The organism is Clavibacter michiganensis subsp. tessellarius (assembly GCF_021922985.1).
GTDB lineage: Bacteria > Actinomycetota > Actinomycetes > Actinomycetales > Microbacteriaceae > Clavibacter > Clavibacter tessellarius.
The window spans coordinates 1523211-1546771 of the sequence record NZ_CP040788.1 but is presented as its reverse complement, the minus strand read 5'-3'; the positions used below and the strand labels follow the sequence as shown (position 1 = coordinate 1546771).

The following is a 23561-nucleotide window of genomic DNA, read 5'->3' as shown; positions in this document are numbered from 1 at the left end:
CGCTAGCGTGGTCCCATGCACTTCGAGCACCGCTACGCCCTGTCCCTCGAGTGGACGGGCGACCGCGGATCCGGCACCTCCGACCACCGCTCCTACGGCCGGGACCACGTGGTCCGCATCGCCGGCAAGCCCGACCTCCTGGGATCCGCCGACCGCCCGTTCCGCGGCGACGCCGACCGGTGGAACCCCGAGGACGCGCTCCTCTCCGCGCTCGCGCAGTGCCACCTGCTCAGCTACCTGCACGCCGCGGCCGCGGCCGGGGTCGTCGTGGTGGGCTACGCCGACGAGGCCACCGGCACCATGCGGCAGACCGCGGACGGGGGCGGGCACTTCGTCGAGGTCACGCTGCATCCCGTCGTCACCGTGCGCGACGCCGCGCAGGTCGACCTCGCGACCTCCCTGCACCAGGGCGCCTCCGAGCGCTGCTTCATCGCCTCGAGCGTCGCGTTCCCCGTGCACCACGAGCCGCGCACGGTGGTCGCGGCCGCCTGAGCGGCCGGATCCCGGTGGTCGCCTGTCGTCCCTGTCAGGCGCCGTGCGGCCGCATCGGGCAGACTGTCGGCGTCCCTCCCACATACCTGGTGCGTCCGGCGCGCCGATGAAAGCGACTCCCGTGAAGCGACGCATCCCCCTCACCCTGGCCGCGGCCGCCGTCCTGGCCCTGTCCGCCTGCTCCGGCAGCGGCACGCCGACGGCCGACCCGTCCGCCAGCCCCACGGCGGGCGCGCGCACCGCCGGCGCATCCTGCATCGACACCCAGTCGGGCGACGCGTCGAAGTCGGTGAAGGTGTCGGGCGACTTCGGGTCCGCGCCCGAGGTCACGGTCGACGGCCCGCTCAAGGTCGACACGACCGAGCGCACCGTCATCACGCAGGGCGACGGCGCCGAGGTCGGCGCCGGGACCACAGCGAACATCGCGCTCGCCGGCTACAACGGCACGACGGGCGCCGCGCTGCCGCAGCTCGCCTACAACGGCGACTCGCCGCTGCCCGCGAACCTCGACGACAGCGCCCTCGTCCCCGGCGTGGTCCGCGCGGTCGAGTGCACGACGGTCGGATCGCGCATCGTCGCGGTCGTCCCCGCCGCCGACGGCTTCGCCGCCGAGCAGGCCTCGCAGCTGGGCCTCGGCGCCGACGACCCCATCGTCATCGTCGTCGACGTGCTGAGCCAGGTGCCGACGCGCGCCGACGGCGCCGACCAGCCGGCGCCCGAGGGCTTCCCCACGGTCTCGCTGGGCGACGACGGCGCCCCCACCATCACGATCCCGGACGCCGACCCGCCCACGGAGACGAAGGTCGCGGACCTCAAGGTCGGCGACGGCGAGACGGTCACCGACGGGGCCAACGTCACCGTGCAGTACACGGGCATCAACTGGAACACCAAGAAGGTCTTCGACTCCAGCTGGGACAAGGGCGGCAAGCCCGTCTCGTTCCAGACGAGCGGCGTCATCCCCGGCTTCACCAAGGCCCTCGTCGGCCAGAAGGTCGGCTCGCAGGTCATCGCGATCATCCCGCCGGCGGACGGCTACGGCGACAAGGGCCAGGGCGACGACATCGGCGGCACCGACACCATCGTGTTCGTCGTCGACATCCTCGGCACGCAGCCCGCCCCCGCGGGCCAGTAGGGGTCACCGCCGTGCGCCGCGTCATCATCCTCGGATCCACGGGCTCCATCGGCGTGCAGGCCCTCGAGGTCGTCGCGCGCCACCCGGAGCTCTTCGAGGTGGTCGGGCTCGGCGCCGGCAGCAAGCGCGAGGCGCTCGCGGAGCAGGCCCGCGTCGCGGGCGTCGAGCACACGGCCCTCGGGGCGGACGAGGCCGAGCAGCTCATCCGCACGGTCGACGCCGACGTGGTGCTGAACGGCATCACCGGATCCGTCGGTCTCGGCCCCACGCTCGCCGCGCTCGAGGAGGGCCGCACGCTCGCCCTCGCCAACAAGGAGTCGCTCATCGTCGGGGGTGAGCTGGTGCGGTCGATCGCGAAGCCGGGCCAGCTCGTCCCCGTCGACAGCGAGCACTCCGCCATCGCGCAGGCGCTCCGCGGCGGCACGGCCGAGGAGGTGCGGCGCCTCGTCGTCACCGCGTCGGGCGGCCCGTTCCGCGGGCGCACGCGCGCCGAGCTCGCGGACGTCACGCCGCGCCAGGCCCTCGCGCACCCCACGTGGGACATGGGCCTCGTCATCACCACCAACTCGTCGACGCTCGTCAACAAGGGCCTCGAGGTCATCGAGGCGCACCTCCTCTTCGACGTGCCCTACGACCGCATCGACGTGGTCGTGCACCCGCAGTCGCTCGTGCACTCCATGGTCGAGTTCATCGACGGCTCCACGCTCGCGCAGGCGTCGCCGCCGGACATGCGCCTCCCCATCGCGCTGGGCCTGAACTGGCCGCACCGCATGACGGACGTGGGCGTGCCCATCGACTGGACCCGCGCCGCCACCTGGACCTTCGAGCCCCTCGACGACGAGGCATTCCCCGCCGTGCTCCTCGCGAAGGAGGTCGGCCGGGCCGGATCCACGTACCCCGCGGTCTACAACGCCGCGAACGAGCAGGCCGTGCACGCCTTCCACGCCGGTCGCGCGGGCTTCCTCGAGATCGTGGACACCATCCGCCGCGTCGTGGACGCGCACGAGCCGGCGTCGGGCGCGCTCACCCGCGAGTCCCTCGCCGAGGCCGAGCGCTGGGCGCGCGCCGAGGCCGACCGCGTCCTGGGGGTCTGACCGGGCGCACGTCCCGGCCGCGGCCGACGGCGGCCCACGAGAGCGCCGCATCCGCCGTCAACAGGTCGAGCGCCCGCTGAGGCGAGGCTGACGCGAAGGACGCCGTCCGGCCGGCGGGCGACTCCGGTCAACCGACGGCTGACGCCGTCCAGCCGGCGGTCGACTCCGATCAGCCGATGGACGACGCCGTCCGGTCGGCGTGCGACTCCGGTCAGCCGAGGGACGACGCCCGCTTCCCGACGACCGGCTCGCGCTCAGCCGTCGTTCGAGCCGCCGCTCCCGTTCCCTCCGCCGTTGCCATTGCCGTTGCCCGCGCCGTTGCCGTTCCCGGATCCGCCGTTCCCCGCACCGCCGCCGTTCCCGCCGCCGTTCCCACCGCCCTGCTCGCCGCCCGGCGAGGGGCTGGGCGACGGCGTGGGCGGGGTCGTGCGGGTCGGGGTCGGCGTGGGCGTCGGGCTCGGGGTGCGCGTGGGGGTCGCGGACGGGGAGGGCGACGGCGACGGGCTGGAGGAGGGCGTCGGCGACGGCGTCGACTTCGCGGCCTCCTGCGCGGCCTCGAGCTGGGCGCGCACCGCGTCGATCCGCGCGATGACCTCGTCGTGCCGCGCCTGGTCGATGGAGCCGTCGGCGAGGTCCGCCTCGACGGCCGCGCGCAGCTCCTCGAGCTGGGCGAGCGCCTTCGCGTAGTCGCCGTCGGCCGACGACTGCGTGACCGAGAGCGTGCGCTGCTGCAGGTCGTCGAGCGCGCGGCCCTCGGGGGTGGAGGATCCGGCGCAGCCCGCGAGCAGGAGGACGGCGGCCGTCGCGGTGGCGAGGCCGACCGCGGCGCGTCCGCGCAGCGAGCGTCCGGCCGGGCGGCCGGTGCCGGTGGCAGGGGTGGATGTGCGGATCACGGGGCGTCCTCCACGCTCTTCTGCAGCTCCTCGAGGCTGGCGCCGAGGGGTCCGGGGACGGACGGGTACGAGGTGTCGCGGTCCTGGAACGACGTCACGGTGACCACGCCGACCACGGCGGCGGCCGCGACGAGGACCGAGACGACCGCGATGCTGAGGGCGCGGGCGCCGCGGCGCTTCGCGGGCTCGCGGTCCGCGGCGGTGCGGCCGGTCGCGGTCGGATCGACGCGGTCGGCCGGCGGGGGAGCGAAGCGCTCGGTGCGCGCGTCCGGATCCGCGGCGGCCGCGAACCGCTCCGTGCGCGCGTCGGCGCCCGCGCCCGCGGCTCCGGCGCCGAGGCCGGCCGCGCCAGCACCCGCAGCAGCAGCGGCCGCCGCGGGCATCACCCGCGTCGACGTCGCGGTCGGGTCGCCCACGGCCGCCGTGGGCGCCCGTCCGGTCCGCAGCTCCGCGGCGACCTCGCGCGCGGTGGGCCGGGTCGCGGGGTCGCGCCGGGTCATGCGGCCGAGGAGGTCGACCCACGACGCGCCGAGCCGTGCGGGGATCTCGGGATCGCGCACGACGCGCGCCATGGTCGACTCGGCGGCCGTGCCGGGGAAGGTGCGGCGTCCGGTGAGGCACTCGAGGAGCACCAGGCCGAGCGCGTAGACGTCCGTCGGCGCGCCCACGGCCTCGCCGAGCGCCTGCTCGGGGCTGAGGTAGCTGACGGTGCCGACGATGGACCCGGTGGAGGTGAGGCGCGTGCCGTCCACCAGCCGCGCGATCCCGAAGTCGGTGAGCTTCGCTGCCGCCGGCTCGTCGGGCTCCTCGGGCCGGGCGAGGAGCACGTTGGCGGGCTTGACGTCGCGGTGCACGACCCCGCGGCGGTGGATGTAGCCGAGGGCGTCGGCGAGGATCCCGCCGATGCGCGCGACCTCGGGCCCGGGGAGCGGCCCCTCCTTCATCCGGTCGGCGAGCGTGGTGCCGTCGACGATCTCCATCACGATGAAGGCGAGCGCGCGGTCGCCGACCACGTCGTCGCCGACGTCGAAGAGCGTGACGAGCCCCGGGTGGCTGAGGCCCGCGAGCATCCGCACCTCGCCCTCCTGCCGCTCGACCTCGTTCGGGTCGGCGGAGTCGGTGGCGAAGACCTTGACGGCCACCTCGCGGCCGAGCGTCTCGTCGACGGCGCGGTGCACGGTGGCCATGCCGCCGCGTCCGAGCAGGCCGCTGATGCGGTAGCGGCCGCCGAGCAGGGCTCCGGCGAGGCCGTCGGTCCGTTCTCCGGGCATGGGGCCACCTCTCGTCGCGGGCTCCCAGACTAGCCGGGGGCTCCCGGGAGACCGCCGTCCGCGCCGCGCGACCCGCGTGGGAGAGCCGGGGACGGAGCGGCGGGCGCGGAGCGGACACCGCCCCGTGGATCCCCGTCGCCGCGGGCGTCCGCCCAGGGTGCGGGAGGTAGCCTCTCCCACCATGGACGGCGTCTTCCTCTACATCCTCGGGGTGCTCATCATCGTGGTCGGCGTCGCCGTGTCCATCGGCCTCCACGAGGTCGGGCACCTGGTGCCCGCCAAGCTCTTCGGCGTCCGCGTCACGCAGTACATGATCGGCTTCGGGCCGACGATCTTCAGCCGCCGCAAGGGAGAGACCGAGTACGGCGTGAAGGCCATCCCGCTGGGCGGCTACATCTCCATGATCGGCATGTTCCCGCCGCAGAGCTCGCGCGCCGGCGAGAGCAGCACGGGGCTGGCGCAGCTCGTCGGCTCCGACCCCCGCCGCGACGCCCGCGCGGAGCCCGGCGCCGACGGCGGATCCCCGCCCGCCGACGACCGCGCCGGCCGCGGCTTCTTCGACAGCCTCGTGCAGGACGCGCGCCAGGCGAGCGCCGAGAGCGTCGGCGACGAGGAGGACCGCGCCTTCTACAAGCTGCCGGTGCCGAAGCGCATGGTCATCATGCTCGGCGGCCCGGCCATGAACTTCCTCCTCGCGGTGGTGCTGTTCGCCGTGGTGCTCTGCGGCTTCGGCGTCACCCAGCCCACCACCACGGTCGGCCAGGTCAACGCGTGCATCGTCCCCGCCGGATCCGCCGCCTCGGCCGATCCCGCCACCTGCCCCGCGGGCGCCCCCGCCGCTCCCGGCGCGGCCGCCGGCCTCCAGCCCGGCGACACGATCGTCAGCATCGACGGCACGCCCGTCACCGCGTGGGACCAGGTCACGAGCACCGTGCGCGCGTCCGCCGGCCGCGAGCTCGACGTGGTCGTCGACCGCGGCGGCGCGCGTCAGACGCTCGCGATCACGCCCGTCCTCTCCGAGCAGGCCGTCATCGGGTCCCGCGGCGCCCCCGAGGTCGACGAGCAGGGCCGCCCGGTCACGCAGCAGGTGGGCCTCATCGGCTTCACGCCCACGCAGGCCGTGCAGCAGCAGCCGCTGTCGGCCGCCTTCACCACCACGGGCGAGAACATGGCCGCGGTGGGCAACCTCATCCTGAACCTCCCTCAGCGCCTCGTCGACGTGGGCCGCGCGGCCTTCGGCGGCGGCGAGCGCGATCCCAACGGCCCCATGAGCGTCGTGGGCGTGGGCCGCGTGGCCGGCGAGATCGCGAGCCTCGACGAGACCCCGGTCGCGTCGCGCGCCTCCGCCATGATCGGCCTGGTCGCGTCGCTCAACGTGGCGCTCGGCATGATCAACCTGCTCCCGCTCCTGCCGCTCGACGGCGGCCACGTGCTCGGCGCCATCGTCGAGGGCGTCCGCCGCTTCCTCGCGAAGGCGTTCGGCCGCCGCGACCCGGGGCCGGTGGACGTCGCCAAGCTCATGCCGCTGACGTTCGTGGTCGTGATCCTGTTCGGCGCCATGAGCGCGCTGCTGATCTTCGCCGACCTGGTGAACCCCGTACGCCTGACCTGATCAGGGAAGGGCGGGCCGCCCGCGCCCCCGCCGCACCAGGCACGCAGGAATCGGACGTAGGCTCTTGTCCGTGCCAGCAGTCAATCTCGGAATGCCGAAGGTCCCTGAGGTCCTCGCGCCCCGTCGCAAGACCCGTCAGATCAGCGTCGGCAAGGTGAAGGTGGGCGGCGACGCCCAGGTCAGCGTCCAGTCGATGACGACCACGCAGACGACCAACATCAACGCCACGCTCCAGCAGATCGCCGAGCTCACGGCCACCGGCTGCGACATCGTGCGCGTCGCGGTGCCGCACCAGGACGACGCGGACGTGCTGCACATCCTGGCGAAGAAGAGCCAGATCCCGATCATCGCGGACATTCACTTCCAGCCCCGCTACGTCTTCACGGCCATCGACGCCGGCGTCGGCGCCGTGCGCGTGAACCCCGGCAACATCCGCAAGTTCGACGACCAGGTGGGCGCCATCGCGAAGGCCGCCAAGGCCGCGGGCACCTCCATCCGCATCGGCGTCAACGCCGGATCCCTGCACCCGAGCCTGCTGCAGAAGTACGGCAAGGCCACGCCCGAGGCGCTCGTCGAGTCCGCCGTCTGGGAGGCCAGCCTCTTCGAGGAGCACGACTTCCACGACTTCAAGATCTCGGTCAAGCACAACGACCCCGTCATCATGGTCAAGGCCTACCGCCTGCTCGCCGAGCGCGGCGACTGGCCCCTCCACCTCGGCGTCACCGAGGCCGGCCCCGCCTTCCAGGGCACGATCAAGAGCGCGACCGCGTTCGGCATCCTGCTGTCCGAGGGCATCGGCGACACCATCCGCGTCTCCCTCTCCGCGCCCCCGGCGGAGGAGGTGAAGGTGGGCTTGCAGATCCTGCAGTCGCTCAACCTCCGCGAGCGCAAGCTCGAGATCGTCTCCTGCCCGAGCTGCGGCCGCGCGCAGGTCGACGTGTACTCCCTCGCCGAGCAGGTCACCGAGGGCCTCAAGCACGTCAACGTGCCGCTGCGCGTCGCGGTCATGGGCTGCGTCGTGAACGGACCCGGCGAGGCCCGCGAGGCCGAGCTCGGCGTCGCGTCCGGCAACGGCCGCGGGCAGATCTTCGTCAAGGGCGAGGTCATCAAGACCGTCCCCGAGGCCGAGATCGTCCAGACCCTCATCGAGGAGGCGAACCGCCTCGCCGCGGAGATGCCCGCGGGATCCATCGGCAGCCCCGAGATCCTCGTCTAGTCCCACCCTCCCCACCCGCCCGCGCGGCGGCCGTGCGTCCGCGCGCGCCGCCTGCGCGTAGGCTCTGCTAGTCGTCCGCCCGGCGGACCGCCCACGAACTGAGGATGCTGTTGAACGGTAACGCCACTTTCCGGCATCGGAACACCTCCCTGCTGGGGCTCGCCAGCGTCCTCGCCCCGCACACGGTCACCTCGGTCGAGATCGACGAGCGCCTGAAGCCCGTCCTCTCCCGGCTCCGTCTCCCCACGGGCCTGCTGCAGCGCGTGGCCGGCGTGCTCGAGCGCCGCAACTGGGACGCCTCCATGTCCTTCGACGCCGCCGCCACGCAGGCCGGCCGGAAGGCGCTCGCGCAGGCGGGCGTCGAGCCGTCGCAGATCGGGCTGCTCATCAACACGTCCGTCACGCGGGCGCACCTCGAGCCGAGCGTCGCGGTCGGCATCCACAACGGCCTCGGCCTGCCGTCGTCGGCGCTCAACTTCGACATCGCCAACGCGTGCCTCGGCTTCGTCAACGCCATGACGCTCGCCGGGCACCTCATCGACTCCGGCCAGATCGAGTACGCGATGATCGTCGACGGCGAGGACGCCGGCGAGATCCGCCACAACACGGTCGCCCGGCTCCTCCGCCCCGAGACCACGCGCGCCGACTTCCTCAGCGAGTTCCCGAGCCTCACGCTCGGCGCGGGCGCGGCGGCGGCCGTCCTCGGGCGCACGAGCGACCACCCCGAGGGGCACCGGATCCTCGGCGGCGTCACGCGCGCCGCCACCCAGCACCACGAGCTCTGCATCGGCGACGTGGACGGCATGTTCACCGACACCAAGGAGCTCCTCCGCGGCGGCATGGAGCTCGTCGTCGACGCGTGGAAGGAGGCGGCCGGGGACGACTGGCAGTGGTCCGACATGGACCGCTACATCCTCCACCAGGTCTCCGACGTGCACACGAACGCCATCGTCAAGGCCGCGAAGCTCGACAAGTCGCGCGTGCCGCTCACCTACCCGCGGTACGGCAACGTCGGCCCCGCGAGCATCCCGATCACGCTCGCCGACCAGGCCGACAGCCTCAGCCGCGGCGACCGCGTGCTCTGCATGGGCGTGGGCTCCGGCCTCAACACGGCCATGACCGAGATCCTCTGGTAGCCGCGCCGTGACGCGCGAGGTCCGCGGCGACGCGGCGACCGTCCCGGTGCCCGGCGACGACGGGCAGCCGCTGCCGGGCCTCGACCCCGCGTGGTCGCGCGTCGTGGAGGCGGGCGGCCACGGCTGGCACCTCCTCGACACGGGGGAGCGGCTCGCGGCCACGGGCGCGCCGGTCGCCGGCACGATCCTCTGCGTGCACGGCAACCCGACGTGGTCGTACCTCTGGCGGCGCATCGCGGCGGAGTCGCTCGCCCGCGCCGAGCGGGATCCGTCGGCACCGGCCTGGCGCGTGGTCGCCGTCGACCAGCTCGACATGGGCTTCTCCGAGCGCACGGGCGAGGCCCGCACGCTGCCGACGCGGCTCGACGACCTGCAGGCGCTGACCGACGAGCTCGGGCTCTCCGGATCCGGCGCCACCGGCCCCGTGGTCACGCTCGGCCACGACTGGGGCGGCGTCGTCAGCCTCGGCTGGGCGCTCCGCAACCGCGACGTGCTCGCCGGGGTCATGGCGCTCAACACGGCCGTGCACCAGGAGGAGGGCGTGCCCATCCCGTGGCCGCTGCGCCTGGCGCTCGCCACGGGGATCCACGACGCCGCGACCCGCGGCACGCCCGGCTTCCTCGCCACCACGCTCGCCCTCGCGCACCCGCCGCTCGACCCGGCCGTGCGCCGGGCCTTCGCGGCGCCGTACCGGGGCGCCGACCGTCGCGCCGGGATCCGCGGCTTCGTCGCCGACATCCCCGTCGGCCCCGCGCACCCGAGCCACGCGACCCTCACCGCCATCGCGGAGGGGCTGCGCGACCTCGACCTCCCGGCCCTGTTCGTCTGGGGTCCGCGCGACCCGATCTTCAGCGACGTGTACCTCTCCGACCTCCTCGAGCGCCTGCCGCACGCCGACGTGCACCGCGTCGAGGGCGCCGGGCACCTGGTCGCGGAGGACCACGACTACGCCTCCGCCGCGCTCGACTGGCTGGCCGACCGGGTCGTGCCGGGAACCGCCTCCGCCGCGCACGCCCTGCGGACGCCCGCGCCCGTCCGCCCGCTCGGCGCGCTCCTCGAGGAGCTGCGCGACAGCGACGAGCCCGTGCTCGTGGAGATGGCGCCCCGCGGCGGCACCGGCCCGCGCACCGTCTCCTGGCGGCTGCTCTCCCGCCGCGTGCGCGAGATCGCGGCCGGCCTGCACGCGCGCGGGCTCCGCGCCGGCGACCGCGTCTCGCTGCTGGTGCCGCCCGGCGCCGACCTCACGGCGCTCCTCTACGCGTGCCTCCGCATCGGCGCGATCGTCGTGGTCGCCGACGCCGGCCTCGGCGTGAAGGGCCTCGGACGCGCGGTCGCCGGCTCCCGCCCGGACATGGTCGTCGGCATCCCCGCGGGCCTCGCCCTGGCGCGCGCCCTCGGCTGGCCGGGGGAGCGGATCTCCGTCACGACTCTCGCGCCGCCCGTCGCCCGCGCGCTCGGCGTCGCCGCGAGCCTCCCGGAGATCGCCCGCGACGGCCGGGCGCAGGTCCTGCCACCGGAGCCCGCGGCCGACGACGACGCCGCGATCCTCTTCACCTCGGGATCCACCGGCCCCGCCAAGGGCGTCGTCTACACGCACCGCCAGCTCGCGTCGCTGCGCGACACCCTCGGCGGCCGCTTCGACGTGGGCGTGGGCACCGGGCTCGTCGCCGGCTTCGCGCCGTTCGCGCTCCTCGGACCGGCGCTCGGCGCCACGAGCGTCACGCCCGACATGGACGTCACCCGCCCGCGCGACCTCACCGCGTCCGCGCTGGCCGCCGCGGCCCGCGCCGCGGACGCGACCGTCGTCTTCGCGTCGCCCGCCGCGCTCGCGAACGTCGTCGCGACCGCCGACGCGCTCACCGCCGACGACCGCGCCGTGCTCGGCCGGGTCCGCTCCCTGCTCTCCGCGGGCGCCCCGCTGTCGGAGGCGCTGCTCACGCGCGCCGCCGCGCTCGTGCCGGCCGCCGAGGTGCACACGCCCTACGGGATGACCGAGGGCCTGCTGCTCACCGACGTCACGCTCGACGGGATCCGCGAGGCCGCCCGCCGCGGCGACGCCGGCGTCTGCGTGGGCACGCCCGTCGACCCGGTGGACATCCGCATCAGCCCGCTCGACCGGGCCGGGGCCGCCACCGGCGCGCTCACGTCCGAGCCCGGCGTCACGGGCGAGATCGTGGCCCAGGCGCCGCACGTCCACGAGCGCTACGACCGCCTGCACGTCACCGACCGCGCCGCGCGGCGCGACTCGGCCGAGGGGATCCGCCGGCACCGCACGGGCGACGTCGGCCACCTCGACGCCATGGGCGCGCTCTGGATCGAGGGCCGGCTCCCGCACGTCATCACGACCGCCGACGGCGTGCTCACGCCCGTCGGCCCCGAGCAGCGCGCGGAGTCCGCCGCGGGCGTCGGACGCGCGGCCGCCGTGGGCGTCGGGCCCGCCGGTGTCCAGCAGCTCGTGCTGGTGGTCGAGACCGTGCCCGCCGCGCGCCGCGTGGGCCTCGCGGACCCCGGCCTCGCGGCCGCCGTGCGCGCCGCGGTCGACGTGCCCGTCGCCGCGGTGATCGTCGTCCCGGTGCTGCCGACCGACGTCCGCCACAACTCCAAGGTCGACCGCGCGCGCCTCGGCCGCTGGGCCGCCGGCATCCTCTCGGGCGGCCGGGTGAGCGCCCCGTGACCGTCCTCGTCACGGGCGCGAGCGGCATGCTCGGCCGCGCCGTCGCCGAGCGGCTCGCCGCCCAGGGGCACGCGGTCCGCACCTTCCAGCGCCAGCCGTCCGGCCTCGCGTCGAGCGGAGTGGATCCGGTGCCCGGGTCCGTCGTCGACCTCCGCGGCAGCGTCACCGACCCGGAGTCCGTCGCCCGCGTGCTCGACGGCGTCGACGCCGTCGTCCACCTCGCCGCCAAGGTCTCGCTCGCGGGCGACCCGGCCGACTTCCGCGCCGTCAACGTCGAGGGCACGCGCGGCCTCCTCGCCGCGGCCCGCGCGGCCGGGGTCGTGCGGTTCGTGCACGTCTCCTCGCCGTCGGTCGCGCACACCGGCCTCTCCATCACGGGCGACGGCGCCGGACCGGCGGATCCCGTGCGCGCCCGCGGCGACTACGCCCGCACCAAGGCCGAGGGCGAGCTCATCGCCCTGGCCGAGGACGACCCGGCGATGCGCGTCCTCGCCGTCCGCCCGCACCTCGTGTGGGGCCCGGGCGACACGCAGCTCGTCGCGCGCATCGTCCACCGCGCCGCCCGCGATCGCCTCCCGCTCCTCGGCCACGGCGCCGCGCTCATCGACACCGTCTACCGCGACAACGCGGCCGACGCGATCGTCGCCGCGCTCGCCGCGGCTGACTCGGCGCACGGCCGCGCGTACGTCGTCACGAACGGCGAGCCCCGCCCGGTCGCCGAGCTGCTCGCCGGCATGTGCCGGGCCGCCGGGGTGCCCGCGCCGCGGCTCCGCGTGCCCGCCGCCCTGGCCCGCGCCGCCGGGGGAGCGGTCGAGCGCGTCTGGGCCGTACGCCCCGGATCCGACGAGCCGCCCATGACCCGCTTCCTCGCCGAGCAGCTCTCCACCGCGCACTGGTTCGACCAGCGCGAGACCCGCCGGGCCCTCGCCTGGACGCCGGCCGTCTCCCTCGACGAGGGCTTCGAGCGCCTGCGGCTCTCCTACGCGACGGGCGGATCCGCCGGCCGCTGACCGACGCCGACGCCCGCCGGCGCCCGCCGACCGGGCCGGACCGACGCGCCCGGATCGCTAGGCTGTGTCGGTGTCCACACGCCTCTCGAAGCTCTTCGTCCGCACCCTCCGGGAAGACCCCGTCGACGCCGAGGTGGCCAGCCACCGCCTCCTCGTGCGCGCCGGCTACATCCGCCGCCAGGCCCCCGGCATCTTCGCCTGGCTGCCGCTCGGCCTCCGGGTCAAGAACAAGGTCGAGGCCATCGTCCGCGAGGAGATGGAGCGCATCGGCGCCCAGGAGGTGCACTTCCCCGCGCTGCTCCCCGCCGAGCCGTACCAGGCCACCGGCCGCTACGACGAGTACGGCCCCGGGATGTTCCGCCTCGAGGACCGCAAGCGCGCGCCCATGGTGCTCGCGCCCACGCACGAGGAGTTCTTCGCGCTGCTCGTGAAGGACCTCTACTCGAGCTACAAGGACCTGCCCCTGTCGATCTACCAGATCCAGGACAAGTACCGCGACGAGGCCCGCCCCCGCGCCGGCATCCTCCGCGGCCGCGAGTTCACGATGAAGGACGCGTACTCCTTCGACGTCACCGACGAGGCCCTGTCCGTGAGCTACCAGGCCCAGCGCGACGCCTACGAGCGGATCTTCCAGCGCCTCGGCCTCGAGCACGTCATCGTCGCCGCCGACGCGGGCGCCATGGGCGGGTCCAAGAGCGAGGAGTTCCTGCACCCCACGCCCATCGGCGAGGACACCTTCGTGCGCTCGCCCGGCGGCTACGCGGCCAACGTCGAGGCGTACACGACGCTCGTGCCCGAGTCGATCCCCATCGACGGCCAGCCCGCCGCGCGCGTCTTCGACTCGCCCGACACCCCCACGATCGCGACGCTCGTCGACCTCGCGAACGCCCGCGAGCCCCGCGAGGACGGCCGTCCCTGGACCGCCGCCGACACGCTGAAGAACATCGTCCTCGCCCTCACCCACCTCGACGGCACGCGCGAGCTCGTCGTCGTCGGGATCCCCGGCGACCGGGACGTCGACCTCAAGCGCGCCGAGGTCGCCTTCTTCCCCGCCGAGGTCGAGCCCGCCACCGAGGCCGACCTCCAGAAGCAGCCCGGCCTCGTGAAGGGCTACATCGGCCCGTGGTCGCCCGAGGGCCCCGTCCTCGGATCCACGTCGGCCACGAAGGTGCGCTACCTCGTCGACCCCCGGGTCGTCGACGGCACCGCGTGGATCACGGGCGCCAACGTCGCCGGGAAGCACGTGCTCTCGCTCGTCGCCGGCCGCGACTTCACGCCCGACGGCGCCGTGGAGGCGGCCGACGTGCGCGACGGCGACCCCGCGCCCGACGGATCCGGCCCCATCAGCACCGCCCGCGGCACCGAGATCGGCCACGTCTTCGAGCTCGGCCGCAAGTACGCGGAGGCGCTCGGCCTCAAGGTCCTCGACGAGAACGGCAAGCTCGTCACGGTCACGATGGGCTCGTACGGCATCGGCATCACGCGCAACCTCGCGCTCGTCGCCGAGGCCACGCAGGACGGCCGCGGCCTCCTGTGGCCCGCGTCCATCAGCCCGTTCGACGTGCACGTCGTGATGACCGGCAAGGACGAGGGCGTCAGGACGGCCAGCGAGGAGCTCGTCGACGCGCTCGACGCCGCCGGCCTCGACGTGCTCTTCGACGACCGCCCCAAGGTCTCGCCCGGCGTGAAGTTCGGCGACGCCGAGCTCATCGGCGTGCCGACCATCGTCATCGTCGGCCGCGGCGCCGCCGACGGCATGGCCGAGCTCTGGGACCGCCGCACGAACGAGCGCACCCCGGTCGCGCTCGCGGACGTCGTGGGCGCGCTCACCGCCGGCTGATCCCGCGCGCACCCCCGCGGGGGCTGCCCGACCCCCGGCGGTCGGGTAGCCTCGTATCCTTCCAACCGAATAGAGGAGTGGCCCATGGACATCGACCTGAGCGTCTTGCGCATGATGGAGCGCGAGCGGGAGATCCCGTTCGAGGAGCTCGTCTCGATCATCGAGCAGGCCATCCTCACCGCCTACCTCAAGCACACCGACCAGGCCGACGCCAAGCCCGTCGCCGACGGCGTGCCCCCGGCCCGCGTGCACCTCGACCGCAAGTCCGGCCACGTGTCCGTGCACGTCCCCGAGCTCGACGAGGACGGCCTCGTCGTCGGCGAGTCGGAGGACAGCCCGAGCGACTTCGGCCGCATCGCCGCCTTCGCCGCGAAGCAGGTCATCAACCAGCGCCTGCGCGACATCGGCGACGACCGCATCCTCGGCGAGTTCAAGGGCCGCGAGGGCGACATCGTCGCGGGCATCGTGCAGCAGGGGCCGAACCCGCGCATGATCCACGTCGACCTCGGCACCATCGAGGCGATCCTGCCGCCCGAGGAGCAGGTGCCCGGCGAGAAGTACGCGCACGGCTCGCGCCTGCGCGTCTACGTCACGAGCGTGTCTCGCGGCGCGAAGGGGCCGCAGATCACGGTCTCGCGCACGCACCCCTCGCTCGTCCGCAAGCTCTTCGCGCTCGAGGTGCCCGAGATCGCGCAGGGCCTCGTCGAGATCGTCTCGCTCGCGCGCGAGGCCGGCCACCGCACCAAGATCGCGGTGCGCGCGACCGAGCCCGGCATCAACGCCAAGGGCGCCTGCATCGGCGAGCTGGGCCAGCGCGTGCGCGCCGTCACGGCCGAGCTCAACGACGAGAAGATCGACATCGTCGACTACTCCGAGTCGCTCCCCGTCTTCGTCGGCAACGCGCTCTCGCCCGCGAAGGTCACGAGCTCGTTCGTCATCGACCAGGCGACCAAGGCCGTCCGCGCGCTCGTGCCGGACTACCAGCTGTCGCTCGCCATCGGCAAGGAGGGCCAGAACGCCCGCCTCGCCGCGAAGCTCACGGGCGCGAAGATCGACATCCAGCCCGACTCGATCCTCGAGGGCGACGACTGAGCGCCGCCCGCCGGGACCCCGCCTCGCCGCCGCCGGACGGAGGGGGTAGTATGAAGCCGGTAAGAACGTGCGTCGGCTGTCGTCGGCGTGCCCCGAGGTCCGCTCTCCAGCGGATCGTCGCCGATCCCCCCACCCGCTCCCTCGTCGTCGACGAGCGTGCGGTGATGGCCGGCAGGGGCGCGTGGATCCATCCGACCATCGAGTGCATCGACCGAGCCATCGCGAGGCGCGCCTTCGGGCGGGCCCTGCGCAGCGAGGCGGCGCTCGACCCCGCAGCTCTTGGGGGACTACGAGAGCGGCTCGCGGCCCAGCCGAGCGCGCGAGCATCCGAGAGAACAGGCTGAACGGCACATGGACAACTAATGAGCGGCTCGAAATGAGATCCGTCCAGCACTAGCGGTCCCCTCCTGCCTGGGAGAGGACCCCCAGACAGGAGAACAGTGGCAAAACCACGCGTACACGAGATCGCCGCCGAGATCGGCGTCGACAGCAAGACCGCACTCGCCAAGCTCAAGGAGATGGGCGAGTTCGTCAAGGGACCGTCGTCGAGCATCGAGCCCCCCGTGGCCCGCAAGCTCAAGGCGGCGCTCGAGGCAGCCGGCCTCACCGGACAGGCCGCGGCACCCGCCGCGACGCCGTCGTCCGCGCCGCGCCCCGGCGCCCGTTCCTCGGCCCCGAAGCCCGGCGGCCGTCCCACCCCCGGCCCGCAGCCCACGGCTCCGGCGCCCGAGGCCCCCGAGGCGTCCGACGTGCCGGCTCCGGCCGCGCCGCTGACCGTCGCCGAGCGCCAGGCCCAGGCCGAGGCGACCCGCAAGGCCGCCGCGGAGGAGAAGGCGCAGGCCGAGAAGTCGGCCGCGTCCACCACCCCCGAGGCCCCCGCCGCGTCGACGCCGAGCGCCCCGCGCCCGGACGCCGGCAGCACCCCGGCGCCCTCCAACGGCATCCCGCGTCCCGGGATCCCGCGTCCGGCGGCCCCGCGCCCCGGCAACAACCCCTTCGCGAGCAACCAGGGCATGGGCACCAAGCCCCGCCCGGGCAACAACCCGTTCGCGAGCAACCAGGGCATGGGCCAGCGCCCCGCCGCGGGAGCCGCAGGCCCCCGTCCGGCCGCTCCCCGTCCCGGATCCCCTCGCCCCGGCGCCCCGCGTCCCGGCGGCGTCGGCCAGGGCGCACGTCCTGCCGGCTTCGGCCAGCGCCCCGCGGGCGCCGGTCGCCCCGGCGGCGCACCCGGCGGAGCGGGACGCCCCGGCGCCCCCGCCGCCGGCGGCTTCCAGCGCCCGGCCGGCGGCTTCGCCGGTCGTCCCGGTGGCGGCGGTCGCGGTCGCGGCCCCGGCGGCGGTACGGCGGGTGCCTTCGGGCGCGGCGGCGGCAAGAGCAAGTCGCGCAAGTCGAAGCGGACGAAGAGGGCCGAGTTCGAGCTGCGCGAGGCCCCGTCGCTGGGTGGCGTCAGCGTCCCCCGCGGCGACGGCAACACGGTCGTCCGCCTGCGTCGCGGCGCGTCCATCTCGGACTTCGCCGACAAGATCGACGCGAGCCCCGGCAACCTGGTGACCGTGCTGTTCCACCTCGGTGAGATGGCCACGGCGACCGAGTCGCTCGACGAGGCCACCTTCGAGGTGCTCGGCACGGAGCTCGGCTACAAGATCCAGGTCGTCTCCCCGGAGGACGAGGACCGCGAGCTGCTCGAGGGCTTCGACATCGACCTCGACCAGGAGCTCGAGGACGAGGACGACGACGTGCTGGAGATCCGGCCGCCCGTCGTCACCGTCATGGGCCACGTCGACCACGGCAAGACGCGCCTGCTCGACGCCATCCGCAACGCCAACGTCATCGAGGGCGAAGCGGGCGGCATCACGCAGCACATCGGCGCGTACCAGGTCTGGGCGCCGCACGAGGGCTACGAGCGCGCCATCACCTTCATCGACACCCCGGGCCACGAGGCGTTCACCGCCATGCGCGCCCGTGGTGCCCAGGTCACCGACATCGCGATCCTCGTGGTCGCGGCCGACGACGGCATCATGCCGCAGACGGTGGAGGCCCTGAACCACGCCCAGGCGGCGAACGTGCCGATCGTGGTCGCGGTCAACAAGGTCGACAAGGAGGGGGCCAACCCCGCCAAGGTGCGCCAGCAGCTCACCGAGTACGGCCTGGTCGCCGAGGAGTACGGCGGAGACGTCATGTTCGTCGACGTGTCCGCGCTCACCGGCAAGGGCGTGGAGGACCTCCTCGAGGCCGTCCTGCTCACCGCCGACGCCGGCCTCGACCTGCGCAGCAACCCGAACAAGGACGCGCGCGGCGTGGCCATCGAGGCCCGCCTCGACAAGGGCCGCGGCGCGGTCGCGACCGTCCTCATCCAGTCGGGCACGCTCCGCGTGGGCGACGCCATCGTGGCGGGCACGGCCTACGGCCGCGTCCGGGCGATGATGGACGAGAACGGCGACGCGGTCCACGAGGCCTACCCCTCGCGGCCCGTCCAGGTCCAGGGCCTCTCGTCGGTCCCCGGAGCGGGCGACACCTTCCTCGTCACCGAGGAGGACCGCACCGCCCGTCAGATCGCCGAGAAGCGCGAGGCCGTCGAGCGCAACGCCCAGCTGGCCAAGGCCCGCAAGCGCATCAGCCTCGAGGACTTCACCCGTGCGCTGGAGGAGGGCAAGGTCGAGTCGCTCAACCTCATCATCAAGGGCGACGTGTCCGGTGCCGTCGAGGCGCTGGAGGAGTCGCTCATGAAGATCGAGGTGGACGACTCCGTGCAGCTGCGGATCATCCACCGCGGCGTCGGAGCGGTCACCGAAAGCGACGTCAACCTGGCGACGATCGACAACGCGATCATCATCGGGTTCAACGTCCGCCCCGACCCGAAGGCCCGCGCCCGCGCGGCGCGCGAGGGCGTCGACATCCGCTTCTACAGCGTCATCTACTCGGCGCTCGAGGAGATCGAGTCGAGCCTCACGGGCATGCTCAAGCCCGAGTACGAGGAGGTCCAGTCCGGCGTCGCCGAGATCCGCGAGGTGTTCCGCTCCTCGAAGTTCGGCAACATCGCGGGTGTCATCGTCCGCTCGGGCACCATCACCAGGAACGCCAAGGCGCGGGTCATCCGCGACGGCGTGGTGGTGGGCGACAGCCTGGCGATCGAGTCGCTGCGTCGGTTCAAGGACGACGTGTCCGAGGTCCGCACGGACTACGAGGCCGGCATCGGCCTCGGCAAGTTCAACGACATCCAGATCGGCGACGAGATCGAGACGATCGAGATGAAGGAGAAGCCGCGGGTCTGACCCCGGCCGATCCGGGCCCCGCTCCCCACCCGGGGAGCGGGGCCCTCCCCGTCCCGCCACCCGCGGGGCGCCAGCACCAGCCGGGCGCTCGCGTCCGGACGCACCCGCCACCCGCGGGGCGCCAGCACGACGCCGGGCCACGCCCGGCCGCATCCGTCACGGAAGGACGTCGACCATGGTCGATCACGCGAGGGCCCGGAAGATGGCCGACCGCATCAAGGAGATCGTCGCGCGCAAGCTCGACCGGGGCATCAAGGACCCGCGCCTCGGCTTCGTGACCGTCACCGACGTCCGCGTCACGGGCGACCTGCAGCACGCCAGCATCTTCTACACGGTCTACGGCACCGACGAGGAGCGCGCCGACACGGCCGCCGCCCTCAAGTCCGCCACCGGCATGCTCCGCAGCGAGGTCGGCAAGAACATCACCGCGCGCCTCACGCCGTCGCTCGAGTTCATCCTCGACGGCGTCCCGGAGAACGCGGCCGCGATCGACGCCCTCCTCGAGGAGGCGCGCCGTCGCGACGCCGACGTGCAGGCCCAGGCGAAGTCCGGCGTGTACGCGGGCGACGAGGACCCGTACGTCAAGCCGCGCGTCCTGGAGGACGACGAGGACGAGCTCGACGAGGACGACGACGAGGACGAGGGCGACGACCTCGGCGACCCGACGGCGCCCGGGTACACCCCGGCGCACTGATCCCCGCCCGCGCTGATCCCGTGCCCGCGCTGATCCGGCGCCGGCGCTGATCCGGCGCCCGCGCTGATCCCGCACCGAAGAGGGGGCGCGCGTCGAGGGACGCGCGCCCCCTCCCCGCGTCCGCCGGCGGATCGACGCGGCGCGCCTCAGCTCGGCAGGGCGTACGTGCCGTCGGGCTGCACGACGGCCAGCCCGTCGGCGACCAGCCCGGCGAGCGCGCGGTCGCGCTGGACCGGCTCGGGCCAGGCCGTCGCGAGGTCGGCGGCGCTCACGGGGGAGTGGCTCGACCGCAGCTCGGCGAGCAGGAGGCCGCGCACCTGCCTGTCGGATCCCTCGTACTTCTTCTGCACTGCGCGCGCCGGTCCGTCGTACGCCGGGTACCCGGCCGCCCGCCACGCGCACAGGCCCCGGATCGGGCACTCCCCGCAGCGGGGCGCCCGTGCCGTGCAGACGACCGCGCCGAGCTCCATCGTCCCCGCGTTGAAGACGCGCGCCTCGGCGACGTCGGCCGGCAGCTGCGCCTCCATGGCGGCGAGGTCGACGGCCGTCCGCGCGGGACCCGGATCGCCCTGGCCGGCGACCGCGCGCGCGAGCACCCGCCGCACGTTGACGTCCACCACCGGGTGCCGGTGCCCGAACGCGAAGGCGGCGACGGCGCGCGCCGTGTACGGGCCGACGCCGGGCAGGTCGAGCAGGGCGTCCACGTCCTCGGGCACCTCGCCGCCGTGCCGCTCCGTGATCGCGACCGCGCACGCGTGCAGGTTGAGCGCGCGGCGCGGGTAGCCGAGCCGGCCCCACGCGCGGACGGCCTCGCTGGCGGGCGTGGAGGCGAGCGCCTGGGGCGTGGGCCAGCGCACGAGCCACTCCTCGAGCCGCGGGATCACCCGGACGACCGGCGTCTGCTGGAGCATGAACTCGCTGACGAGGATGCCCCAGGATCCGAACCCGTCGCGCCGCCACGGCAGGTCCCGCGCGTTCTCCCGGAACCAGGCGTTGACGTCTCGGGCGAGGGCGGTCTCGGGCATGCGGCCAGCGTACGAGAACGCGGCCTACGCTCGATCCATGCCCCTGTACCGCGCCTCCCGCGCCGAGGTCCTGGCCTCGCTCGCCGACGAGTTCCTGCACAACTACGGCCGCGGGCGCGCGTTCCTCGCGGTCGACGGCGGGCCGCTCGCCGCTCCCGCCGGCTTCGCGCGCGACCTCGCCGACGTGCTGCGCGCGGGGGGACGGGGCGCGTACGTGGCGGAGGCCGCCGACCACGGCGCCGGGGACGGCGGTGGGCAGGCGGACGCGCTCCGCGACGGCCTCGTGCGCCCCTTCCGCCGGCCGGGCACGCCCTTCGCGCTGCGGCCCGGGGGCGATCCCGTGACCGACGCCCCGGACGACGCCGTGCTGGTCGTCGCGGGCGACGCCCTCCAGGCCCCCGAGCTGCGCGGACTCTGGAACGCGGTCGTCTACCTGCTGCTGCCCGACGAGCCGCTCGCGACCACGGGCGGCGACGCCGGATCCGCCGCGCAGGAGGCCCATGCGCGCTACGTCCGCGCGGTGAACCCGCGGCGCGCGGCGACGATGATCGTCGACGTCACCGCCCCCGAGCTCCCGCGCCGCGTCTTCGCCGACAGCTGCTGACCCGGTCGGCCGCGCACGCCGCCGGCCGGGATTCCGTCGCCCAGGAGGCCGCCGCCCGCGTCCGGATCAGCGCGGGACGAGCCGCACGAGCTCGGCGGGGGAGATGTGCCGTCCGCTCGCCTCCACCCCGTGCACGAGCTGCACGAGCGCGGCGTTCACGCGCGCGTCCTGTCCGGCGCCCGGCGCGAGCGCGGCGACGGCGCCGTTGAGGTGGTCGATCTCCGTGGGCCGGTCGCGGCGGATGCTCTGCAGGGTCGACCCCGGGTTCGGCACGCTCCCCATGGCGCGCGCGAGCGACACGGGCAGCCGACCGGCGAGGCCGACGGGCATCGACGCGAAGGCCTTCAGCCGGCGGTGCGTGAGGCCGGCGAGCGCGCCGAACACGACGCCGCGGGCCAGGCCCGTCCGGACCGTCTCCTGCATGGCACGCGTGACGACCCGCCGCATGACGGGGTCGGCGATCACCGCCTGCGCGCTGAGGCCCGTGACCGCCGGGACCGCGTTGATCCCGTTCACGACGAGCTTCGTCCACTGCGCGCCGCGGAAGTCGGGGGCGACGCTCACGGGCATCACCGGATCCAGCACGCGGCGCACGAGCTCGACCCCGGCGCCGTCGGGGCCGTCCGCCGAGCCGATGTGGATGCCGGCGGGTCCCGTGACGGTGACGAGCCCCGGTTCCGTCAACGAGGTGGCGAGGAGCGCGAGCCCGCCCACGACCCGGGAGCGCGGCAGGCACTCGGCGCCCATCCGCAGGCCCGACAGGCCGTTCTGCACGACGAGGACGGGGACGTCCCGGAGCCAGCCGGCGTTCTCCCGCATCGCGTCGCGGGCGTCGGCGATCTTCGTGGCGACGATGGCGAGCTCGGGCGGCCGGCCGAGGCGCTCGGCGGCGGCGACGCGCGCGACGTGGTCGCCCCATCCGCCGGCCAGCCGCAGCCCGCGGTCCTGGATGGCGCGCAGGTGCGGCCCGCGCGCGGTGACGTCCACCTGGTGGCCCGCCCGCTCCAGCAGCGCGGCGACGGTCCCTCCGACCGCGCCGGCCCCCACGACCCCGATCAGCACAGGCCCTCCCTCGACACCCGATCCTAAGCCGGGCCGCCTCCGCGGATCCGGGGACGCGGCCGGGCACGGCATGATGGTCAGGCCATGGAATCCCCGACCCCCCGCGCCGCGCCGTCCACGGCGAGCGGCCTGCTCCTCGTCGACAAGCGCGGGGAGTGGACCAGCCACGACCTCGTCGCGCGCACCCGCCGCCTCGCCGGCACGCGCAAGGTCGGGCACGCCGGCACGCTCGACCCGATGGCGACGGGCCTCATGATCCTGGGCGTCAACAGCTCCACGCGCCTGCTCACGTACCTCGTCGGCCTCGACAAGGAGTACCTGGCCACGATCCGCCTGGGCCGCGCCACCACCACCGACGACCGCGAGGGCGAGGTCGTGTCGCGCGCCGAGCCCGGCACCGTCCGCGACCTCGCCGTCGCCGACGTGGAGCGCGCGATCTCCGGCCTCCGCGGCACCATCTCGCAGGTCCCGAGCGCCGTGAGCGCCATCAAGGTCGACGGCAAGCGCGCCTACGCCCGGGTCCGCGCGGGGGAGGACGTGGAGCTCGCCGCGCGCGAGGTCACCGTCTCCGCCTTCGACGTGCTGCGCTTCGCGGCGGTCGACGCGGAGGAGGGCGAGGAGGACGGCGCGCAGCTCGACCTCGAGGTCCGCATCACCTGCTCCTCCGGCACGTACGTGCGGGCGCTCGCGCGCGACCTCGGCCGGGAGCTCGGCGTCGGGGGCCACCTCACGGCCCTCCGCCGCACGCGCGTGGGCCCGTTCCACGTCGACGACGCCGTGGCCATCGACGACATGGTCGTCGCCGACCGGCTGATCCCGCCGGCCGACGCCGCCGCGCGCCTCTTCGACGTGCTGCACCTCACGGAGCAGGAGGCCGTCGACCTCGGGCACGGCAAGAAGCTCACGACGCCCGACGAGGCGCCGACGGAGGATCCGCTCGCCGCGGTCGCGCCCGACGGCCGGCTCGTGGGGCTGGTCGGCTTCCGCGGACGCACCGGCACCTCCATCGTCAACTTCCCGGCCGACGACCGGAGCGCCTCGTGATCGGGTGGCTCACGGTGACGCAGATCGCCGTGGCCGTCGTGGCGGGCGTGCTCTGCCTCGCGGTCGGCGCGGTCGGGCGGAAGCCCAGCGACCTCACGGTGCTGCCGACCGCGCTCGTCGAGGTGCTGCTCGTCGTGCAGCTCGTCGTCGCGATCGCGGCGCCCGCCGTGGGGAACCCGCCGTCCGGCAACCTCGTCGAGTACTACGCGTACCTGCTGAGCGGCCTCGTGATCCCGCCGCTCGCGATCTTCTGGGCGCTGGTCGAGCGCACCCGCTGGAGCACGATCATCCTCGGCGCCTCGTGCCTGGCCATCGCGATCATGGTCTACCGGATGGACGTCATCTGGAACGTGCAGTCCGCGTGATCGCGGCGTTCCCCCGGTAGGGGATAATCGCTG

20 protein-coding genes are annotated in these 23561 nt (G+C 74.6%); 16 read left to right on the top strand and 4 right to left on the bottom strand.

Translation table 11 applies throughout. The features are described from left to right. Nucleotides 1-15: 15 nt before the first annotated feature. The 3 genes from FGG90_RS07085 to FGG90_RS07075 all read left to right on the top strand — a co-directional run bounded on the left by FGG90_RS07085 (nt 16) and on the right by FGG90_RS07075 (nt 2718). Entirely contained in the window at nt 16-492 is a 477-nt protein-coding gene (locus tag FGG90_RS07085; protein ID WP_094128724.1) for an OsmC family protein, read from the top strand. A gap of 121 nt (nt 493-613) precedes the next feature. Continuing rightward, nucleotides 614-1624, top strand: a complete 1011-nt coding sequence (locus FGG90_RS07080) for an FKBP-type peptidyl-prolyl cis-trans isomerase (RefSeq protein ID WP_237583548.1) — start codon at nt 614-616, stop codon at nt 1622-1624. 11 nt (nt 1625-1635) lie between these two features. Further along, nucleotides 1636-2718 (top strand): 1-deoxy-D-xylulose-5-phosphate reductoisomerase, encoded by a 1083-nt coding sequence (locus FGG90_RS07075; protein WP_094128730.1) that lies wholly within the window; start codon nt 1636-1638, stop codon nt 2716-2718. 254 nt (nt 2719-2972) lie between these two features. On the opposite strand, the gene FGG90_RS07070 is transcribed toward FGG90_RS07075, so the two are convergent. Together FGG90_RS07070 and FGG90_RS07065 are read right to left on the bottom strand one after the other, a co-directional pair. Beyond that, on the bottom strand, nt 2973-3611 hold the full coding sequence (locus tag FGG90_RS07070) for a hypothetical protein (protein WP_094128733.1): 639 nt from the start codon (nt 3609-3611) through the stop codon (nt 2973-2975). Continuing rightward, the gene (locus FGG90_RS07065) at nt 3608-4882 is read right to left on the bottom strand and encodes a serine/threonine-protein kinase (RefSeq protein ID WP_094128735.1); all 1275 of its coding nucleotides are present in this window, start codon (nt 4880-4882) and stop codon (nt 3608-3610) included. Before FGG90_RS07065 ends, FGG90_RS07070 begins: the two co-directional genes overlap by 4 nt. A 181-nt stretch (nt 4883-5063) precedes the next feature. On the opposite strand from FGG90_RS07065, the gene FGG90_RS07060 reads away from it, so the two are divergent. From FGG90_RS07060 to rbfA, 10 genes are all read left to right on the top strand, one after another. Next, the gene (locus tag FGG90_RS07060) at nt 5064-6494 is read left to right on the top strand and encodes a M50 family metallopeptidase (RefSeq protein WP_210433053.1); all 1431 of its coding nucleotides are present in this window, start codon (nt 5064-5066) and stop codon (nt 6492-6494) included. Nucleotides 6495-6564: 70 nt separating this feature from the next. Beyond that, the gene (gene ispG / locus FGG90_RS07055) at nt 6565-7710 is read left to right on the top strand and encodes a flavodoxin-dependent (E)-4-hydroxy-3-methylbut-2-enyl-diphosphate synthase (RefSeq protein WP_172403766.1); all 1146 of its coding nucleotides are present in this window, start codon (nt 6565-6567) and stop codon (nt 7708-7710) included. A gap of 104 nt (nt 7711-7814) precedes the next feature. Then, a complete protein-coding gene (locus FGG90_RS07050) occupies nt 7815-8846 on the top strand; it encodes a 3-oxoacyl-ACP synthase III (protein WP_094128741.1) in 1032 nt (343 codons plus the stop codon). A 7-nt stretch (nt 8847-8853) separates the two neighbouring features. Beyond that, nucleotides 8854-11520 carry an alpha/beta fold hydrolase gene (locus tag FGG90_RS07045; protein WP_237583547.1) on the top strand — a complete coding sequence of 889 codons (2667 nt, stop codon included), beginning with the start codon at nt 8854-8856 and terminating at the stop codon, nt 11518-11520. Continuing rightward, nucleotides 11517-12530, top strand: coding sequence for an NAD-dependent epimerase/dehydratase family protein (locus FGG90_RS07040; RefSeq protein ID WP_094128745.1), 1014 nt, complete (start codon nt 11517-11519; stop codon nt 12528-12530). Before FGG90_RS07045 ends, FGG90_RS07040 begins: the two co-directional genes overlap by 4 nt. A gap of 70 nt (nt 12531-12600) precedes the next feature. Beyond that, a complete protein-coding gene (locus tag FGG90_RS07035) occupies nt 12601-14370 on the top strand; it encodes a proline--tRNA ligase (protein ID WP_094131463.1) in 1770 nt (589 codons plus the stop codon). An 84-nt stretch (nt 14371-14454) separates the two neighbouring features. Further along, entirely contained in the window at nt 14455-15462 is a 1008-nt protein-coding gene (gene nusA, locus FGG90_RS07030; RefSeq protein WP_094128748.1) for a transcription termination factor NusA, read from the top strand. 50 nt (nt 15463-15512) lie between these two features. Continuing rightward, nucleotides 15513-15806: a YlxR family protein gene (locus tag FGG90_RS07025; protein ID WP_094128751.1), complete on the top strand. Its 294-nt coding sequence runs from the start codon at nt 15513-15515 to the stop codon at nt 15804-15806. Nucleotides 15807-15902: 96 nt separating this feature from the next. Further along, a complete protein-coding gene (gene infB / locus FGG90_RS07020; RefSeq protein WP_094128754.1) occupies nt 15903-18734 on the top strand; it encodes a translation initiation factor IF-2 in 2832 nt (943 codons plus the stop codon). Between the two features lie 175 nt (nt 18735-18909). Beyond that, nucleotides 18910-19428, top strand: coding sequence for a 30S ribosome-binding factor RbfA (rbfA, locus tag FGG90_RS07015; protein ID WP_094128757.1), 519 nt, complete (start codon nt 18910-18912; stop codon nt 19426-19428). A 146-nt stretch (nt 19429-19574) separates the two neighbouring features. Here the strand turns inward: rbfA and FGG90_RS07010 are convergent, their stop codons facing one another. Further along, complete coding sequence (locus FGG90_RS07010) at nt 19575-20453, bottom strand: HhH-GPD family protein (protein ID WP_094128759.1); 879 nt, start codon at nt 20451-20453, stop codon at nt 19575-19577. Nucleotides 20454-20490: 37 nt separating this feature from the next. Between FGG90_RS07010 and FGG90_RS07005 the strand changes: the two genes are divergently transcribed. After that, complete coding sequence (locus FGG90_RS07005; protein ID WP_094128762.1) at nt 20491-21057, top strand: nucleoside/nucleotide kinase family protein; 567 nt, start codon at nt 20491-20493, stop codon at nt 21055-21057. A gap of 66 nt (nt 21058-21123) precedes the next feature. Here the strand turns inward: FGG90_RS07005 and FGG90_RS07000 are convergent, their stop codons facing one another. Then, on the bottom strand, nt 21124-22119 hold the full coding sequence (locus FGG90_RS07000) for a ketopantoate reductase family protein (RefSeq protein ID WP_094128765.1): 996 nt from the start codon (nt 22117-22119) through the stop codon (nt 21124-21126). An 84-nt stretch (nt 22120-22203) separates the two neighbouring features. Here FGG90_RS07000 and truB point away from each other — a divergent pair, with 84 nt between their 5' ends. Together truB and FGG90_RS06990 are read left to right on the top strand one after the other, a co-directional pair. Continuing rightward, a complete protein-coding gene (gene truB, locus FGG90_RS06995) occupies nt 22204-23163 on the top strand; it encodes a tRNA pseudouridine(55) synthase TruB (RefSeq protein WP_094128768.1) in 960 nt (319 codons plus the stop codon). Beyond that, complete coding sequence (locus tag FGG90_RS06990; protein WP_094128771.1) at nt 23160-23528, top strand: hypothetical protein; 369 nt, start codon at nt 23160-23162, stop codon at nt 23526-23528. The genes truB and FGG90_RS06990 overlap by 4 nt, the downstream gene beginning before the upstream one ends. Nucleotides 23529-23561 lie beyond the last annotated feature (33 nt).

Coding starts and splice junctions, on each gene's coding strand:
- FGG90_RS07085 (WP_094128724.1), top strand. CDS start 16: ATGCACTTCGAGCACCGCTACGCCCTGTCCCTCGAGTGGACGGGCGAC.
- FGG90_RS07065 (WP_094128735.1), bottom strand. CDS start 4,882: ATGCCCGGAGAACGGACCGACGGCCTCGCCGGAGCCCTGCTCGGCGGC.
- FGG90_RS07060 (WP_210433053.1), top strand. CDS start 5,064: ATGGACGGCGTCTTCCTCTACATCCTCGGGGTGCTCATCATCGTGGTC.
- FGG90_RS07050 (WP_094128741.1), top strand. CDS start 7,815: ATGCTGTTGAACGGTAACGCCACTTTCCGGCATCGGAACACCTCCCTG.
- nusA (WP_094128748.1), top strand. CDS start 14,455: ATGGACATCGACCTGAGCGTCTTGCGCATGATGGAGCGCGAGCGGGAG.
- FGG90_RS07025 (WP_094128751.1), top strand. CDS start 15,513: ATGAAGCCGGTAAGAACGTGCGTCGGCTGTCGTCGGCGTGCCCCGAGG.
- rbfA (WP_094128757.1), top strand. CDS start 18,910: ATGGTCGATCACGCGAGGGCCCGGAAGATGGCCGACCGCATCAAGGAG.
- FGG90_RS07010 (WP_094128759.1), bottom strand. CDS start 20,453: ATGCCCGAGACCGCCCTCGCCCGAGACGTCAACGCCTGGTTCCGGGAG.
- FGG90_RS07005 (WP_094128762.1), top strand. CDS start 20,491: ATGCCCCTGTACCGCGCCTCCCGCGCCGAGGTCCTGGCCTCGCTCGCC.
- truB (WP_094128768.1), top strand. CDS start 22,204: ATGGAATCCCCGACCCCCCGCGCCGCGCCGTCCACGGCGAGCGGCCTG.